This is a genomic window from Escherichia sp. TC-EC600-tetX4, from assembly GCF_019356055.1.
Classification (GTDB): domain Bacteria; phylum Pseudomonadota; class Gammaproteobacteria; order Enterobacterales; family Enterobacteriaceae.
In genome coordinates, this window is sequence record NZ_CP079924.1 from 1,178,464 (window position 1) to 1,194,451 (window position 15,988).

General features: G+C 52.2%; 14 protein-coding genes. 11 read left to right on the forward strand and 3 right to left on the reverse strand.

The annotated features are described in order from the left end of the window. Window positions 1-180: 180 nt before the first annotated feature. From lepA to shoB, 8 genes are all read left to right on the forward strand, one after another. The gene (lepA, locus tag KXD89_RS05700; RefSeq protein ID WP_000790168.1) at window positions 181-1,980 is read left to right on the forward strand and encodes a translation elongation factor 4; all 1,800 of its coding nucleotides are present in this window, start codon (window positions 181-183) and stop codon (window positions 1,978-1,980) included. Window positions 1,981-1,995: 15 nt separating this feature from the next. Next, on the forward strand, window positions 1,996-2,970 hold the full coding sequence (lepB, locus tag KXD89_RS05705; protein WP_000002541.1) for a signal peptidase I: 975 nt from the start codon (window positions 1,996-1,998) through the stop codon (window positions 2,968-2,970). Window positions 2,971-3,241: 271 nt separating this feature from the next. Next, on the forward strand, window positions 3,242-3,922 hold the full coding sequence (gene rnc / locus KXD89_RS05710; protein WP_001068343.1) for a ribonuclease III: 681 nt from the start codon (window positions 3,242-3,244) through the stop codon (window positions 3,920-3,922). Beyond that, the gene (gene era, locus KXD89_RS05715) at window positions 3,919-4,824 is read left to right on the forward strand and encodes a GTPase Era (protein ID WP_000020749.1); all 906 of its coding nucleotides are present in this window, start codon (window positions 3,919-3,921) and stop codon (window positions 4,822-4,824) included. Before rnc ends, era begins: the two co-directional genes overlap by 4 nt. 11 nt (window positions 4,825-4,835) lie before the next feature. Next, entirely contained in the window at window positions 4,836-5,564 is a 729-nt protein-coding gene (gene recO, locus KXD89_RS05720) for a DNA repair protein RecO (RefSeq protein WP_000399404.1), read from the forward strand. An 11-nt stretch (window positions 5,565-5,575) separates the two neighbouring features. Then, complete coding sequence (gene pdxJ / locus KXD89_RS05725) at window positions 5,576-6,307, forward strand: pyridoxine 5'-phosphate synthase (RefSeq protein ID WP_001297412.1); 732 nt, start codon at window positions 5,576-5,578, stop codon at window positions 6,305-6,307. Beyond that, window positions 6,307-6,687, forward strand: coding sequence for a holo-ACP synthase (gene acpS / locus KXD89_RS05730; RefSeq protein WP_000986023.1), 381 nt, complete (start codon window positions 6,307-6,309; stop codon window positions 6,685-6,687). The genes pdxJ and acpS overlap by 1 nt, the downstream gene beginning before the upstream one ends. 420 nt (window positions 6,688-7,107) lie before the next feature. Continuing rightward, window positions 7,108-7,188 carry a type I toxin-antitoxin system toxin ShoB gene (shoB, locus tag KXD89_RS05735; protein ID WP_000128776.1) on the forward strand — a complete coding sequence of 27 codons (81 nt, stop codon included), beginning with the start codon at window positions 7,108-7,110 and terminating at the stop codon, window positions 7,186-7,188. A gap of 193 nt (window positions 7,189-7,381) precedes the next feature. Here shoB and yfhL read toward each other — a convergent pair whose 3' ends face one another. Next, complete coding sequence (gene yfhL, locus KXD89_RS05740) at window positions 7,382-7,642, reverse strand: 4Fe-4S dicluster ferredoxin YfhL (protein ID WP_001196283.1); 261 nt, start codon at window positions 7,640-7,642, stop codon at window positions 7,382-7,384. A 55-nt stretch (window positions 7,643-7,697) separates the two neighbouring features. Further along, on the reverse strand, window positions 7,698-8,546 hold the full coding sequence (locus tag KXD89_RS05745) for a MurR/RpiR family transcriptional regulator (RefSeq protein ID WP_001013779.1): 849 nt from the start codon (window positions 8,544-8,546) through the stop codon (window positions 7,698-7,700). 208 nt (window positions 8,547-8,754) lie between these two features. Here KXD89_RS05745 and yfhb point away from each other — a divergent pair, with 208 nt between their 5' ends. Beyond that, window positions 8,755-9,390, forward strand: coding sequence for a phosphatidylglycerophosphatase C (yfhb, locus tag KXD89_RS05750; RefSeq protein ID WP_000190655.1), 636 nt, complete (start codon window positions 8,755-8,757; stop codon window positions 9,388-9,390). A 57-nt stretch (window positions 9,391-9,447) separates the two neighbouring features. Continuing rightward, complete coding sequence (gene tadA, locus KXD89_RS05755; RefSeq protein WP_001297409.1) at window positions 9,448-9,951, forward strand: tRNA adenosine(34) deaminase TadA; 504 nt, start codon at window positions 9,448-9,450, stop codon at window positions 9,949-9,951. On the opposite strand, the gene mltF is transcribed toward tadA, so the two are convergent. Next, entirely contained in the window at window positions 9,948-11,504 is a 1,557-nt protein-coding gene (mltF, locus tag KXD89_RS05760; protein ID WP_000734212.1) for a membrane-bound lytic murein transglycosylase MltF, read from the reverse strand. The two genes, tadA and mltF, sit on opposite strands and share 4 nt — an antisense overlap. Window positions 11,505-11,761: 257 nt before the next feature. Here mltF and purL point away from each other — a divergent pair, with 257 nt between their 5' ends. Further along, on the forward strand, window positions 11,762-15,649 hold the full coding sequence (gene purL, locus KXD89_RS05765; protein WP_000970102.1) for a phosphoribosylformylglycinamidine synthase: 3,888 nt from the start codon (window positions 11,762-11,764) through the stop codon (window positions 15,647-15,649). Window positions 15,650-15,988 lie beyond the last annotated feature (339 nt).

Genomic DNA, 15,988 nt, shown 5'->3' on the forward strand with positions numbered 1-15,988 from the left:
CATTTTGCATAACAAATGCGAGGACGTTTCCAGATACCACAATCCATACGGTATGAACATTTCCTCGCCTCAATGTTGTAGTGTAGAATGCGGCGTTTCTATTAATACAGACGTTAAGCTCAGAACAGCGACTTCTAAAAGCCTGGTTAACCGGGCATTAAGGCACAATAATCATACTTTATGAAGAATATACGTAACTTTTCGATCATAGCTCACATTGACCACGGTAAATCGACGCTGTCTGACCGTATTATCCAGATCTGCGGTGGCCTGTCTGACCGTGAAATGGAGGCGCAGGTTCTCGATTCCATGGATCTTGAGCGTGAGCGTGGCATTACCATCAAAGCGCAAAGCGTGACGCTGGACTACAAAGCGTCTGACGGCGAAACCTATCAGCTTAACTTTATCGACACCCCGGGCCACGTAGACTTCTCCTATGAAGTTTCCCGTTCGCTGGCTGCCTGTGAAGGTGCATTGCTGGTGGTCGACGCCGGGCAGGGCGTAGAAGCGCAAACCCTGGCAAACTGCTACACCGCCATGGAAATGGATCTCGAAGTTGTGCCGGTACTGAACAAGATTGACCTGCCGGCAGCCGATCCTGAACGCGTGGCGGAAGAAATTGAAGATATCGTCGGCATCGACGCCACCGACGCGGTGCGCTGTTCAGCGAAAACCGGCGTTGGTGTGCAGGACGTTCTCGAACGTCTGGTGCGCGACATTCCGCCGCCGGAAGGCGATCCGGAAGGCCCGTTGCAGGCACTAATTATCGACTCATGGTTCGACAACTACCTGGGCGTTGTTTCACTTATCCGTATTAAAAACGGCACCCTGCGTAAGGGCGACAAAGTGAAAGTCATGAGTACCGGGCAGACCTATAACGCCGACCGTCTGGGCATCTTCACGCCGAAACAGGTTGACCGCACTGAACTGAAATGTGGCGAAGTAGGCTGGCTCGTATGTGCGATTAAAGATATCCACGGCGCTCCAGTCGGCGATACCTTAACGCTGGCGCGTAATCCGGCAGAAAAGGCGCTGCCTGGCTTTAAGAAAGTCAAACCGCAGGTATACGCCGGTCTGTTCCCGGTAAGTTCCGACGACTATGAAGCCTTCCGTGACGCGCTGGGTAAACTCAGCCTGAACGATGCCTCACTGTTCTATGAGCCGGAAAGCTCCAGCGCGCTGGGCTTTGGTTTCCGCTGCGGCTTCCTCGGCCTGCTGCACATGGAGATCATCCAGGAACGTCTGGAACGTGAATACGATCTGGATCTGATCACCACTGCGCCGACCGTAGTGTATGAAGTTGAAACCACGTCAAGAGAAGTTATCTACGTCGACAGCCCATCCAAGCTGCCTGCGGTAAATAACATCTACGAACTGCGCGAGCCGATTGCAGAGTGTCACATGCTGCTGCCGCAGGCATATCTCGGCAACGTTATTACGTTGTGCGTAGAAAAACGCGGCGTGCAGACCAATATGGTTTACCACGGTAATCAGGTGGCGCTGACGTACGAGATCCCGATGGCGGAAGTGGTGCTCGACTTCTTCGATCGCCTGAAATCTACCTCGCGTGGTTATGCGTCTCTGGATTACAACTTCAAGCGCTTCCAGGCGTCCGACATGGTACGTGTAGACGTATTAATCAACGGTGAACGTGTTGATGCGCTGGCGTTGATCACCCACCGTGATAATTCGCAAAACCGCGGTCGCGAGTTGGTGGAGAAGATGAAAGATCTGATCCCACGCCAGCAGTTTGATATCGCCATTCAGGCAGCGATTGGTACGCACATCATTGCGCGATCCACCGTGAAACAGCTGCGTAAAAACGTACTGGCTAAATGTTATGGCGGCGATATCAGCCGTAAGAAAAAGCTGCTGCAGAAGCAGAAAGAAGGTAAGAAACGCATGAAGCAGATCGGTAACGTCGAGCTGCCGCAGGAAGCGTTCCTCGCCATTCTGCACGTCGGCAAAGACAACAAATAACCCTTAGGAGTTGGCATGGCGAATATGTTTGCCCTGATTCTGGTGATTGCCACACTGGTGACGGGCATTTTATGGTGCGTGGATAAATTCTTTTTCGCACCTAAACGGCGGGAACGTCAGGCAGCGGCGCAGGCGGCTGCCGGGGACTCACTGGATAAAGCAACGTTGAAAAAGGTTGCGCCGAAGCCTGGCTGGCTGGAAACCGGTGCTTCTGTTTTTCCGGTACTGGCTATCGTATTGATTGTGCGTTCGTTTATTTATGAACCGTTCCAGATCCCGTCAGGTTCGATGATGCCGACTCTGTTAATTGGTGATTTTATTCTGGTAGAGAAGTTTGCTTATGGCATTAAAGATCCTATCTACCAGAAAACGCTGATCGAAACCGGTCATCCGAAACGCGGCGATATCGTGGTCTTTAAATATCCGGAAGATCCAAAGCTTGATTACATCAAGCGCGCGGTGGGTTTACCGGGCGATAAAGTCACTTACGATCCGGTCTCAAAAGAGCTGACGATTCAACCGGGATGCAGTTCCGGCCAGGCGTGTGAAAACGCGCTGCCGGTCACCTACTCAAACGTGGAACCGAGCGATTTCGTTCAGACCTTCTCACGCCGTAATGGTGGGGAAGCGACCAGCGGATTCTTTGAAGTGCCGAAAAACGAAACCAAAGAAAATGGAATTCGTCTTTCCGAGCGTAAAGAGACACTGGGTGATGTGACGCACCGCATTCTGACAGTGCCGATTGCGCAGGATCAGGTGGGGATGTATTACCAGCAGCCAGGGCAACAACTGGCAACCTGGATTGTTCCTCCGGGACAATACTTCATGATGGGCGACAACCGCGACAACAGCGCGGACAGCCGTTACTGGGGCTTTGTGCCGGAAGCGAATCTGGTCGGTCGGGCAACGGCTATCTGGATGAGCTTCGATAAGCAAGAAGGCGAATGGCCGACTGGTCTGCGCTTAAGTCGCATTGGCGGCATCCATTAATAGCCATCTTCGTTCACGTTGTCGCCGTTATGGCGACAACGTGAATTATTTATGAGATAAATCTCCCGTGGCTAACGACATCCCCCGTCGTTGTGTATAGAATATTCCCCCGAAGTTTAAGGTTGGCACCTCCAGGTTGCCACGGCACACGAAACAGCGTTGGTCCCCATATACCGGTAAACTGAAACTGCAGCGAAGCAGTTAGCAGAACCATGTATATCAGGTCTGTTTCGTGTGCTGAATTGTTGACGCATTTATTTATTGGTATCGCATGAACCCCATCGTAATTAATCGGCTTCAACGGAAGCTGGGCTACACTTTTAATCATCAGGAACTGTTGCAGCAGGCATTAACTCATCGTAGTGCCAGCAGTAAACATAACGAGCGTTTAGAATTTTTAGGCGACTCTATTCTGAGCTACGTTATCGCCAATGCGCTTTATCACCGTTTCCCTCGTGTGGATGAAGGCGATATGAGCCGGATGCGCGCCACGCTGGTCCGTGGCAATACGCTGGCGGAACTGGCGCGCGAATTTGAGTTAGGCGAGTGCTTACGTTTAGGGCCAGGTGAACTTAAAAGCGGTGGATTTCGTCGTGAGTCAATTCTCGCCGACACCGTCGAAGCATTAATTGGTGGCGTATTCCTCGACAGTGATATTCAAACCGTCGAGAAATTAATCCTCAACTGGTATCAAACTCGTTTGGACGAAATTAGCCCAGGCGATAAACAAAAAGATCCGAAAACGCGCTTGCAAGAATATTTGCAGGGTCGCCATCTGCCGCTGCCGACTTATCTGGTAGTCCAGGTACGTGGCGAAGCGCACGATCAGGAATTTACTATCCACTGCCAGGTCAGCGGCCTGAGTGAACCGGTGGTTGGCACAGGTTCAAGCCGTCGTAAGGCTGAGCAGGCTGCCGCCGAACAGGCGTTGAAAAAACTGGAGCTGGAATGAGCATCGATAAAAGTTACTGCGGATTTATTGCCATCGTCGGACGTCCGAACGTTGGCAAATCCACATTGTTGAACAAACTGCTGGGGCAGAAAATCTCCATCACTTCCCGCAAGGCGCAGACAACTCGTCACCGCATTGTGGGGATCCATACTGAAGGCGCGTATCAGGCGATCTACGTCGATACACCGGGCCTGCATATGGAAGAAAAACGCGCCATTAACCGCCTGATGAACAAAGCGGCGAGCAGCTCTATTGGCGATGTTGAGCTGGTGATTTTTGTCGTTGAAGGCACCCGCTGGACGCCGGACGACGAAATGGTGCTCAACAAACTGCGCGAAGGCAAAGCGCCGGTAATCCTCGCGGTGAACAAAGTGGACAACGTGCAGGAGAAAGCCGATCTGCTGCCGCACCTGCAGTTCCTGGCAAGCCAGATGAACTTCCTCGATATCGTGCCAATCTCTGCCGAAACCGGGCTGAATGTTGACACTATTGCGGCAATCGTGCGTAAGCATCTACCTGAAGCGACTCATCACTTCCCGGAAGATTACATCACCGATCGCTCACAGCGTTTTATGGCGTCTGAAATCATCCGCGAAAAACTGATGCGTTTCCTCGGCGCTGAACTGCCGTACTCCGTGACCGTGGAGATCGAACGTTTCGTCTCTAACGAACGCGGTGGTTATGACATCAACGGTTTGATTCTCGTTGAGCGTGAAGGGCAGAAGAAGATGGTCATTGGCAACAAAGGGGCCAAGATCAAAACCATCGGGATTGAAGCGCGTAAAGACATGCAGGAAATGTTCGAAGCGCCTGTTCACCTTGAACTGTGGGTAAAAGTGAAATCCGGTTGGGCCGACGACGAACGCGCACTGCGCAGTCTCGGTTACGTTGACGATCTTTAAGAGTAACTCCGATGGAAGGCTGGCAGCGCGCATTTGTCCTGCATAGTCGCCCGTGGAGCGAAACCAGCCTGATGCTGGACGTCTTCACGGAGGAATCGGGGCGCGTGCGTCTGGTTGCCAAAGGCGCACGCTCTAAACGCTCTACCCTGAAAGGTGCATTACAGCCTTTCACCCCTCTCTTGCTACGTTTTGGCGGGCGTGGCGAAGTCAAAACGCTGCGCAGTGCTGAAGCCGTCTCGCTGGCGCTGCCATTAAGCGGTATCACGCTTTACAGCGGTCTGTACATCAACGAACTTCTCTCCCGCGTACTGGAATACGAGACGCGCTTCTCTGAACTTTTTTTCGATTACTTGCACTGCATTCAGTCTCTTGCAGGGGTCACTGGTACGCCAGAACCCGCGCTGCGCCGCTTTGAACTGGCACTGCTCGGGCATCTGGGTTATGGCGTCAATTTTACCCATTGTGCGGGTAGCGGCGAGCCGGTAGATGACACCATGACGTATCGTTATCGCGAAGAAAAAGGGTTTATCGCAAGCGTCGTTATCGACAATAAAACGTTCACCGGAAGGCAGTTAAAAGCGTTAAACGCACGGGAATTTCCTGACGCAGACACACTGCGCGCCGCGAAACGCTTTACCCGCATGGCGCTTAAGCCGTATCTTGGCGGTAAACCTTTAAAGAGCAGGGAACTGTTCCGGCAGTTTATGCCTAAGCGAACGGTGAAAACACATTATGAATGATGAGGATTGTCATGGCTGAATTACTGTTAGGCGTCAACATTGACCATATCGCTACGCTGCGCAACGCGCGCGGTACCGCTTACCCGGATCCGGTGCAGGCCGCGTTTATTGCCGAGCAGGCGGGAGCGGACGGCATTACCGTGCATTTACGTGAAGATCGCCGTCACATTACTGACCGCGACGTGCGCATCCTGCGTCAGACGCTGGATACCCGCATGAATCTGGAGATGGCGGTGACCGAAGAGATGCTGGCGATCGCCGTTGAGACGAAGCCACATTTTTGCTGCCTGGTACCGGAAAAGCGTCAGGAAGTAACAACCGAAGGCGGCCTGGATGTCGCAGGGCAGCGTGACAAAATGCGCGATGCCTGCAAACGTCTGGCAGATGCCGGGATTCAGGTTTCTCTGTTTATTGACGCCGATGAAGAGCAGATCAAAGCTGCGGCAGAGGTTGGCGCACCGTTTATCGAGATCCACACCGGTTGCTATGCTGATGCCAAAACTGACGCCGAACAGGCGCAAGAGCTGGCGCGTATCGCCAAAGCCGCGACCTTTGCCGCAAGCCTCGGTCTGAAAGTTAACGCCGGACACGGTCTGACCTATCACAACGTGAAAGCCATTGCCGCCATCCCTGAGATGCATGAACTGAATATCGGTCATGCCATTATTGGTCGTGCAGTGATGACCGGACTGAAAGATGCGGTGGCAGAAATGAAGCGTCTGATGCTGGAAGCGCGTGGCTAATGGCAATATTAGGTTTAGGCACGGATATTGTGGAGATCGCTCGCATCGAAGCGGTGATCGCCCGATCCGGTGATCGCCTGGCACGCCGCGTATTAAGCGATAACGAATGGGCTATCTGGAAAACGCACCACCAGCCGGTGCGTTTTCTGGCGAAGCGTTTTGCTGTGAAAGAAGCCGCAGCAAAAGCGTTTGGCACCGGGATCCGCAATGGTCTGGCGTTTAATCAATTTGAAGTATTCAATGATGAGCTCGGCAAACCACGGCTACGGCTATGGGGCGAGGCATTAAAACTGGCGGAAAAGCTGGGCGTTGCAAATATGCATGTAACGCTGGCAGATGAGCGGCACTATGCTTGTGCCACGGTAATTATTGAAAGTTAAAAATAATACCGTTCTCTTTAAAAAGTAAAACCCCCGAACTGGTAAGGAACGGGGGTTTTACTTTTTAACTTTAATTTTGTGCAGCATGCACCCTCAACAACAGCGATTATGGATCAGTGTACTTATCTTTTACAAGCAACTTGCAATCTTTAGCATAAAAACTCGAGCCTTTACGAAGAAAGCAATATTGATGGAAAGATTAACGTGACCGCCAATTCGTAAGTACATTAAAATTGGCTTCGTTATTGAAGATTTTGCTGTGCTTTACACCATGCCACAGAATTCCCCCATTGAAACGAGTGGTGTCGTCAAAGCTCTGGTGTGGAGTGCAGCATGCACCCTCAATAACTCGCACGTTCAGTTTTGGGGAGATGTAAGGGCTAATCTGAATGGCTGCATTCCTTGTTTAAGGAAAAACGAATGACTGATTGCCGATACCTGATTAAACGGGTCATCAAAATCATCATTGCTGTTTTACAGCTGATCCTTCTGTTCTTATAACACAAGGAAACGTACTTAAGGTGCGTCCGGTGAACCAGTCGGACGCACCTTTAATAACTATAAATAAGTGTCTGGGCAGATACTATATAAATTAACTTAGTGAATGATTATGCTAATGTCATCAATTAAATAAATATAATGGCGTTAAGGCTTCCCAGTAATATAATTAATACTCTACTTCCAGAGTAGAATATTAAATTTTATCCGCGTGGTGCATCAGCACAAATTTATCCCACAACTGTTCTTCTGTCTCGACATGCGCCGGATCTTTCACAATAGTATTGGGGATCGGGCACACCTTCTGGCAGGTTGGTGTCTCGTAGTGCCCTACGCATTCGGTACACTTATCGCTGTTAATCTCGTAGATATGATCTCCCATTGAAATCGCCTCATTCGGGCATTCGGGTTCACACATATCACAATTGATGCATTTTTTAGTGATTAACAACGCCATAAGGAAACTCTCAAAACAACACAAACCGGGCGGGCATTATACGCGCATTCTTTACTCAGACCAGTTTTTTCACCAGCGCTTCACTATGACGAATACGTTCTGGTGCCAGTTCCAGATCCTGCTGAATCAGCGCAATGAACAGCAAATCCGTTAACATTCCCTGAGCGTGACAAGCAGAGATTGAAGCACTGTTTGTCGCTTGTTCTTCGGCAATGGTATACAGGCAATGAGAAGCACGCTGTTGCAGGGCATTCGGAGTAAAGCCGGTAATCGCCAGCACTTTTCCGCCCACTCGCAGCATCTCATCTGCCGCCAGGTTTAACTCGCGTCGTACACCGGTGTAGGAAATGGCTAATAACAGATCGTCAGGGGACGACGCCTGTACTGTTGCGAGTAGCGCATGCATATCGCGCACTGCGGCAGCATTGAAGCCAATCTTCATCAGCTTCCAGGCAAAGTTTTGCGCCACCAGACCCGAAGCGCCAATACCGGTCAGAATTATCCGCCGCGCAGAGCGCAACATTGTTACGCATTCATGCAGTTTCTCTTCACTATTAACGTTTAGCGTTGCGTACATAGCGGCAGTATTTTCTTTAATCAGTTTTTCGCCGACCAGCCGTAACGGATCATCACCGCGGATTTGGTTATGAATGGGCACGGAGGGTGATTCCGGCTGGCTTGCCAGCGCTTCACTCAACGCCAACTTAAGCGCCGGAAAACCTTTATAGCCGAGTTTTTGCGCGAACTTCACGACGCTGGACTGACTGACTCCGGCTTCGTTGGCCAGTTGCTGAGAGCTTAAATGGCGCGCCGTATCAGGTTGTAGCAGCAGATAATCCGCCAGTTTTTTATCACTCTGGGCAAGCCCCTGGTAACGCTGACGGATACGAAGTAAGCCGTTCATATCTTTCCTCGCGATGAAATAGTGGCGACAACAGGCAATATGAGACACACGCGAGTGAATTTTATATTCCATTGCCGCTAATTGCCATGAATTAAAAATTCCAGTTAGCCATGATGCGGTCGATTGTTGCCGGAAAAGTGATGATCTATCTGTTAGGCTATGTAGTAGCGAAAATTAATCAGGATGTTTCAGTCCAGAGGAGTATGGTTTGGCAACTCACGAGCGTCGTGTGGTGTTTTTTGACTTAGATGGAACATTGCATCAGCAGGATATGTTCGGCAGTTTTCTGCGCTATTTACTACGTCGCCAACCGCTGAATGCGTTACTTGTCCTGCCGTTGTTACCGATTATAGCCATTGCGTTATTGATAAAAGGTCGTGCGGCACGCTGGCCGATGAGTCTGCTTCTGTGGGGGTGCACTTTTGGTCACAGCGAAGCACGTTTACAGACGTTGCAGGCCGATTTCGTGCGCTGGTTTCGCGACAATGTTACCGCCTTTCCGCTGGTTCAGGAGCGATTAACCACCTACCTGTTAAGTTCCGATGCTGATATCTGGTTGATTACCGGCTCTCCGCAGCCGCTGGTTGAAGCGGTTTATTTCGATACGCCCTGGCTGCCGCGGGTTAATCTTATCGCCAGCCAAATTCAGCGTGGCTATGGTGGTTGGGTATTGACGATGCGTTGTCTGGGACATGAAAAGGTCGCACAACTGGAGCGCAAAATCGGCACTCCGCTGCGGCTGTACAGTGGCTATAGCGACAGTAATCAGGACAATCCGCTGCTTTATTTCTGTCAGCATCGTTGGCGAGTAACCCCGCGCGGTGAACTCCAGCAACTGGAATAGAGTAAAGCATAGCGTCCGTGTATAATGCGCCGCGCTTTTATAACCGGAGTTTTCTTTTTGTCTGAAGTCGAATTTAGCCACGAATACTGGATGCGTCACGCGCTGACGCTGGCGAAACGTGCCTGGGATGAGCGGGAAGTGCCGGTCGGCGCGGTATTAGTGCATAACAATCGGGTAATCGGCGAAGGCTGGAACCGCCCGATTGGTCGCCATGATCCCACCGCACATGCAGAAATCATGGCCCTGCGGCAGGGTGGTCTGGTGATGCAAAATTATCGTCTGATCGACGCCACGTTGTATGTCACGCTTGAACCATGTGTAATGTGTGCCGGAGCGATGATCCACAGTCGCATTGGTCGCGTGGTCTTTGGTGCGCGTGACGCGAAAACTGGCGCTGCGGGATCTTTAATGGATGTGCTGCATCATCCGGGTATGAATCACCGAGTGGAAATTACGGAAGGAATACTGGCGGATGAGTGCGCGGCGTTGCTCAGTGACTTCTTTCGCATGCGCCGCCAGGAAATTAAAGCGCAGAAAAAAGCGCAATCCTCGACGGATTAATTTTGTTTCTCTTCACTCCCTTTCCTGGAAAACAGCAGAGAGGGAGAATGGGTCAAATAGTTTGATGACGACTGGGAAAGAAACGAGAGAAAAGGAAATTTCTCTTTGCCCAACTCCGTAGGCGATACCGCCGGATAATCCTGCGCCAGTTGCATCGCCGCTTCTGTAGCCTGCTTCTCTTTCTCTTGCAGATAACCCACCAGGCTAATCTGATACTTACGAATATTTTCGACATAAGCGTAGGCTTCATGTCCACGAGCGTAGCCGTAAGTCAGCTTGCTGTAATAGGGTTTCTGGCTAAGTAAAGGCAGACGCTGTTTTACGTCAGCCCAACTGTCAGGATTCCCTTTGGTTTTTGCCGTCAGGGCGCGGGCATCCAGCATATGCGCATAGCCCATATTGTACGCAGCGAGGGCAAACCAGATCCGCTCGTTCTCCGGCACACTTTCCGGCACTTTACTCATCATATCCTGCAAATAACGCACGCCACCGCTGATGCTCTGTTCGGCATCGGTACGATCCGTAATGCCGAGGCTTTGCGCGGTATTTTTGGTTAACATCATCATGCCGCGCACACCCGTCGGTGAAGTGGCCTGTGCATCCCAGTGCGATTCCTGATAAGCAATAGCGGCCAGCAAACGCCAGTCAATTTCTTCGGCGTATTTCTCAAACAGGGGCTTTAACTGCGGCAGTACCGCATCGACGGCGCGTAAAAATGTGCGCGTATCGACGTAATCAAAATCATCGCCATGCCCCAGGTATTTCTCTTCAATGCGTGCCAGCGTACCGTCTTCATTCATTTCGTTGAAGAAGTCGAGCAGGGCGGCGGAAAGGGTATTATCGCCATCTAACGGGCTAAACCAAGTCACCGGTTGTTCATCGGTGATATCGAGCGCTACGGCGAGCTCCGGGTGAACGCGCTGAAACAGGCTGATGGCGACAGAATCAGCAATGGTGTAATCGAGTTTTCCTTCGATGACATCTTCCATTAATTCCGCAGAGCCTTTTTTGTCGTCTACCTTCCAGCTTAATTCCGGGAATTTTGTTTCTTTCAGGGTCTGGAGATCGTTAACCACCACATGACCCGGTGCAACGGTGAGTTGCTCCGCCGTCAGGTTGCCCAGCGTACGTGGGCGATACTGACCCACTTTATAAACCAGTTGTTGTGACACGGAATAATAGGTAGGGCCAGGCTGATAATTTTTTACCCGCTCACTGTTATAGACAAGTCCTGCCGCCAGCAGGTCGGCGTTACCATTATCAAGGTCGTCAAACAGCTGGCTGATATTCTGCCGCACGGTCACTTTCAGTTTTACGCCGAGGTAATCGGCAAACTGTTTCGCCAGTTCGTAATCCAGGCCAAAAGGTTTCCCGTTGATTTCGTTATAAGTCAGGGGAGTATGAATGGTGCTCACACGCAACTCTCCCCGCGCTTGAATGGCGGCGATACGGTTGTCGGCTTTACCAAACCAGGGAATGGATGGCCAGAGAGCGACCGCGAGCAGCAGTGCCAGAATGCCGATGAACAGATAATTAATCTTTAATTTTTTCAATTAGTTAATTCTCTGTGTCGTGCGCGTCCCAGCTTGAAAAAACGTAATAATAGTGAAAGGTTTACTCATAAATGAGCGGCATTTTGCGTAAACCTGCGCCAGATGGCAACTTATTACAGCCATTGGCGGCACGCGTTGCTAATTCACGATGGTGATTTTATTTCCACGCAAACGGTTTCGTCAGCGCATCAGATTCTTTATAATGACGCCCGTTTCCCCCCCTTGGGTACACCGAAAGCTTAGAAGACGAGAGACTTATGATGGAAATTCTGCGTGGTTCGCCTGCACTGTCGGCATTCCGAATCAACAAACTGCTGGCACGTTTTCAGGCTGCCAGGCTCCCGGTTCACAATATTTACGCCGAGTATGTCCATTTTGCTGACCTCAATGCGCCGTTAAACGATGATGAGCACGCACAACTTGAACGCCTGCTGAAATATGGCCCGGCACTCGCCAGCCACGCCCCGCAAGGCAAACTCCTGCTGGTGACCCCGCGTCCTGGCACCATCTCTCCCTGGTCTTCGAAAGCGACCGATATTGCCCATAACTGCGGGCTACAACAGGTAAACCGCCTTGAGCGCGGCGTTGCTTACTATATAGAAGCCGGTACGCTGACCAATGAACAATGGCAGCAGGTTACCGCTGAACTGCACGACCGCATGATGGAAACGGTCTTTTTTGCTTTAGATGATGCAGAGCAGTTGTTTGCCCACCATCAACCGACTCCGGTTACCAGCGTTGATTTGCTGGGGCAGGGCCGTCAGGCGCTGATCGACGCTAACCTGCGTCTTGGCTTGGCTCTGGCGGAAGATGAAATTGACTATCTGCAGGATGCTTTCACAAAGCTTGGTCGTAACCCGAACGACATCGAACTGTATATGTTTGCCCAGGCGAACTCCGAGCACTGCCGCCACAAAATTTTTAACGCCGACTGGGTTATCGATGGTGAACAGCAGCCGAAATCGCTGTTCAAGATGATCAAAAATACTTTCGAAACCACGCCAGATCACGTTCTCTCTGCTTATAAAGATAACGCCGCCGTAATGGAAGGTTCTGAAGTGGGCCGCTACTTTGCTGACCACGAAACGGGCCGCTACGATTTCCATCAGGAACCGGCGCATATTCTGATGAAAGTCGAAACTCACAACCACCCGACGGCGATTTCTCCGTGGCCGGGCGCGGCGACCGGTTCCGGCGGTGAAATCCGCGATGAAGGTGCCACCGGGCGCGGCGCAAAGCCGAAAGCGGGTCTGGTTGGTTTCTCCGTTTCCAACCTGCGAATTCCTGGCTTCGAACAGCCGTGGGAAGAAGATTTCGGTAAGCCTGAGCGCATTGTCACCGCGCTGGACATCATGACCGAAGGCCCGCTGGGCGGCGCGGCGTTTAACAACGAATTTGGTCGTCCGGCACTGAACGGCTACTTCCGTACTTATGAAGAAAAAGTGAACAGCCACAACGGCGAAGAGCTGCGCGGTTATCACAAACCGATCATGCTGGCGGGCGGGATCGGCAACATTCGCGCCGATCACGTACAAAAAGGCGAGATCAACGTCGGTGCGAAGCTGGTCGTTCTCGGCGGCCCGGCAATGAACATCGGTCTTGGCGGTGGTGCAGCGTCTTCTATGGCGTCTGGTCAGTCTGATGCCGACCTCGACTTTGCTTCCGTACAGCGCGACAACCCGGAGATGGAGCGTCGCTGCCAGGAAGTGATCGACCGTTGCTGGCAGCTTGGTGATGCCAACCCAATCCTGTTTATCCACGACGTTGGCGCTGGCGGTCTTTCTAACGCCATGCCGGAACTGGTGAGCGACGGCGGGCGCGGCGGTAAATTTGAACTGCGCGAGATTCTAAGCGACGAACCGGGCATGAGCCCGCTGGAAATCTGGTGTAACGAATCCCAGGAACGCTACGTGCTGGCGGTTGCTGCCGATCAATTACCGCTGTTTGACGAACTGTGTAAGCGTGAGCGCGCACCCTACGCGGTGATTGGTGAAGCGACCGAAGAACTGCATCTTTCTCTGCACGATCGTCATTTTGATAATCAGCCGATCGATCTGCCGCTGGACGTCCTGCTTGGTAAAACGCCGAAGATGACCCGCGATGTACAAACGCTGAAAGCGAAAGGCGACGCGCTGGCCCGTGAAGGGATCACCATTGCAGACGCGGTGAAACGTGTGCTGCATCTGCCGACTGTGGCGGAAAAAACCTTCCTGGTGACCATTGGCGACCGCAGCGTAACCGGCATGGTAGCGCGCGATCAGATGGTGGGGCCGTGGCAGGTGCCGGTCGCTAACTGCGCGGTCACTACCGCCAGCCTCGACAGCTACTACGGTGAAGCGATGGCGATTGGCGAGCGTGCGCCGGTTGCGCTGCTGGATTTCGCCGCCTCTGCCCGTCTGGCGGTCGGTGAAGCGTTAACCAACATCGCCGCAACACAAATTGGCGATATCAAACGCATCAAACTTTCCGCCAACTGGATGGCGGCGGCAGGCCACCCTGGTGAAGATGCGGGCCTGTATGAAGCCGTTAAAGCCGTGGGCGAAGAGCTTTGTCCGGCGCTGGGCCTGACGATCCCGGTGGGTAAAGACTCCATGTCGATGAAAACCCGCTGGCAGGAAGGTAACGAAGAGCGCGAAATGACGTCGCCGCTGTCGCTGGTGATTTCTGCATTTGCCCGCGTGGAAGATGTACGTCACACCATCACGCCGCAGCTTTCTACCGAAGATAACGCACTGCTGCTGATTGATTTGGGCAAAGGCAATAACGCGCTGGGCGCAACGGCGCTGGCGCAGGTTTATCGTCAGCTTGGCGACAAACCGGCAGATGTACGCGATGTCGCGCAACTGAAAGGCTTCTATGACGCGATTCAGGCGCTGGTTGCACAGCGTAAGCTGCTGGCGTATCACGACCGCTCTGATGGCGGCCTGCTGGTAACGCTGGCGGAAATGGCCTTTGCTGGTCATTGTGGCATTGACGCGGATATCGCCACTCTGGGTGACGATCGCCTGGCGGCGTTGTTTAACGAAGAACTGGGTGCGGTGATTCAGGTTCGTGCCGCTGACCGTGAAGCGGTCGAGTCCGTACTGGCACAGCATGGGCTTGCTGATTGTGTCCATTATGTAGGGCAGGCGGTTTCCGGTGACCGTTTTGTGATTACCGCCAACGGGCAGACTGTATTCAGCGAAAGCCGCACCACGTTGCGTGTCTGGTGGGCAGAAACTACCTGGCAGATGCAGCGCCTGCGTGACAACCCGGAGTGTGCCGATCAGGAGCATCAGGCGAAATCTAACGACGCCGATCCGGGCCTGAATGTAAAACTGTCGTTCGATATCAACGAAGATGTGGCAGCACCGTATATTGCCACTGGCGCACGTCCGAAAGTTGCCGTACTGCGTGAGCAGGGCGTGAACTCGCATGTTGAAATGGCGGCAGCTTTCCACCGTGCAGGCTTTGATGCTATCGACGTGCATATGAGTGACCTGCTGACCGGACGCACGGGCCTGGAAGATTTCCACGCCCTGGTCGCGTGCGGTGGTTTCTCCTACGGTGATGTGCTGGGTGCCGGTGAAGGTTGGGCGAAGTCAATCCTGTTCAATGACCGTGTACGCGATGAGTTTGCAACCTTCTTCCACCGTCCGCAAACGCTGGCGCTGGGGGTATGTAACGGTTGCCAGATGATGTCTAATCTGCGTGAACTGATCCCAGGTAGTGAGTTGTGGCCACGTTTTGTGCGCAATACCTCCGATCGCTTTGAAGCGCGTTTCAGCCTGGTTGAAGTAACCCAAAGCCCGTCTCTGCTGTTGCAGGGGATGGTGGGCTCGCAAATGCCGATTGCTGTCTCTCATGGTGAAGGGCGCGTGGAAGTGCGTGATGCGGCGCATCTGGCGGCACTGGAAAGCAAAGGGCTGGTGGCACTGCGCTATGTCGATAACTTCGGCAAAGTCACTGAAACCTACCCGGCTAACCCGAACGGTTCACCGAACGGTATTACGGCAGTCACGACTGAAAGTGGTCGAGTCACCATTATGATGCCGCACCCGGAACGTGTTTTCCGTACTGTCAGCAACTCCTGGCATCCGGAAAACTGGGGCGAGGATGGCCCATGGATGCGCATTTTCCGCAATGCGCGTAAGCAGTTGGGGTAAGTCGTCAGCCCATTGGTTTTGCAGCCCGGATGCGGCATTAAGCACCAACCACTATCATAAGCTCCCAACTCCGGGAGCTTTTTTGTGTCTGTAAATCACGACAATGGGTGGTTTGCCGTGTCGCTTTCTGGCGACACTTAACTCATTGATTTTAATATTATCTAATAAGTTTATCTTAAGTTGTCTCTTTTTAGCGACACAGTGGCTGATTTACATTCAAACAGCGGAGGAGACATAAACCCCTCAAAGCAACGTATAATCAGTACGTTACCAAACTATTTTCTTTATTGGCACAGTTACTGCATAATAGTAACCAGTGGCTCATTCACCGACTTATGT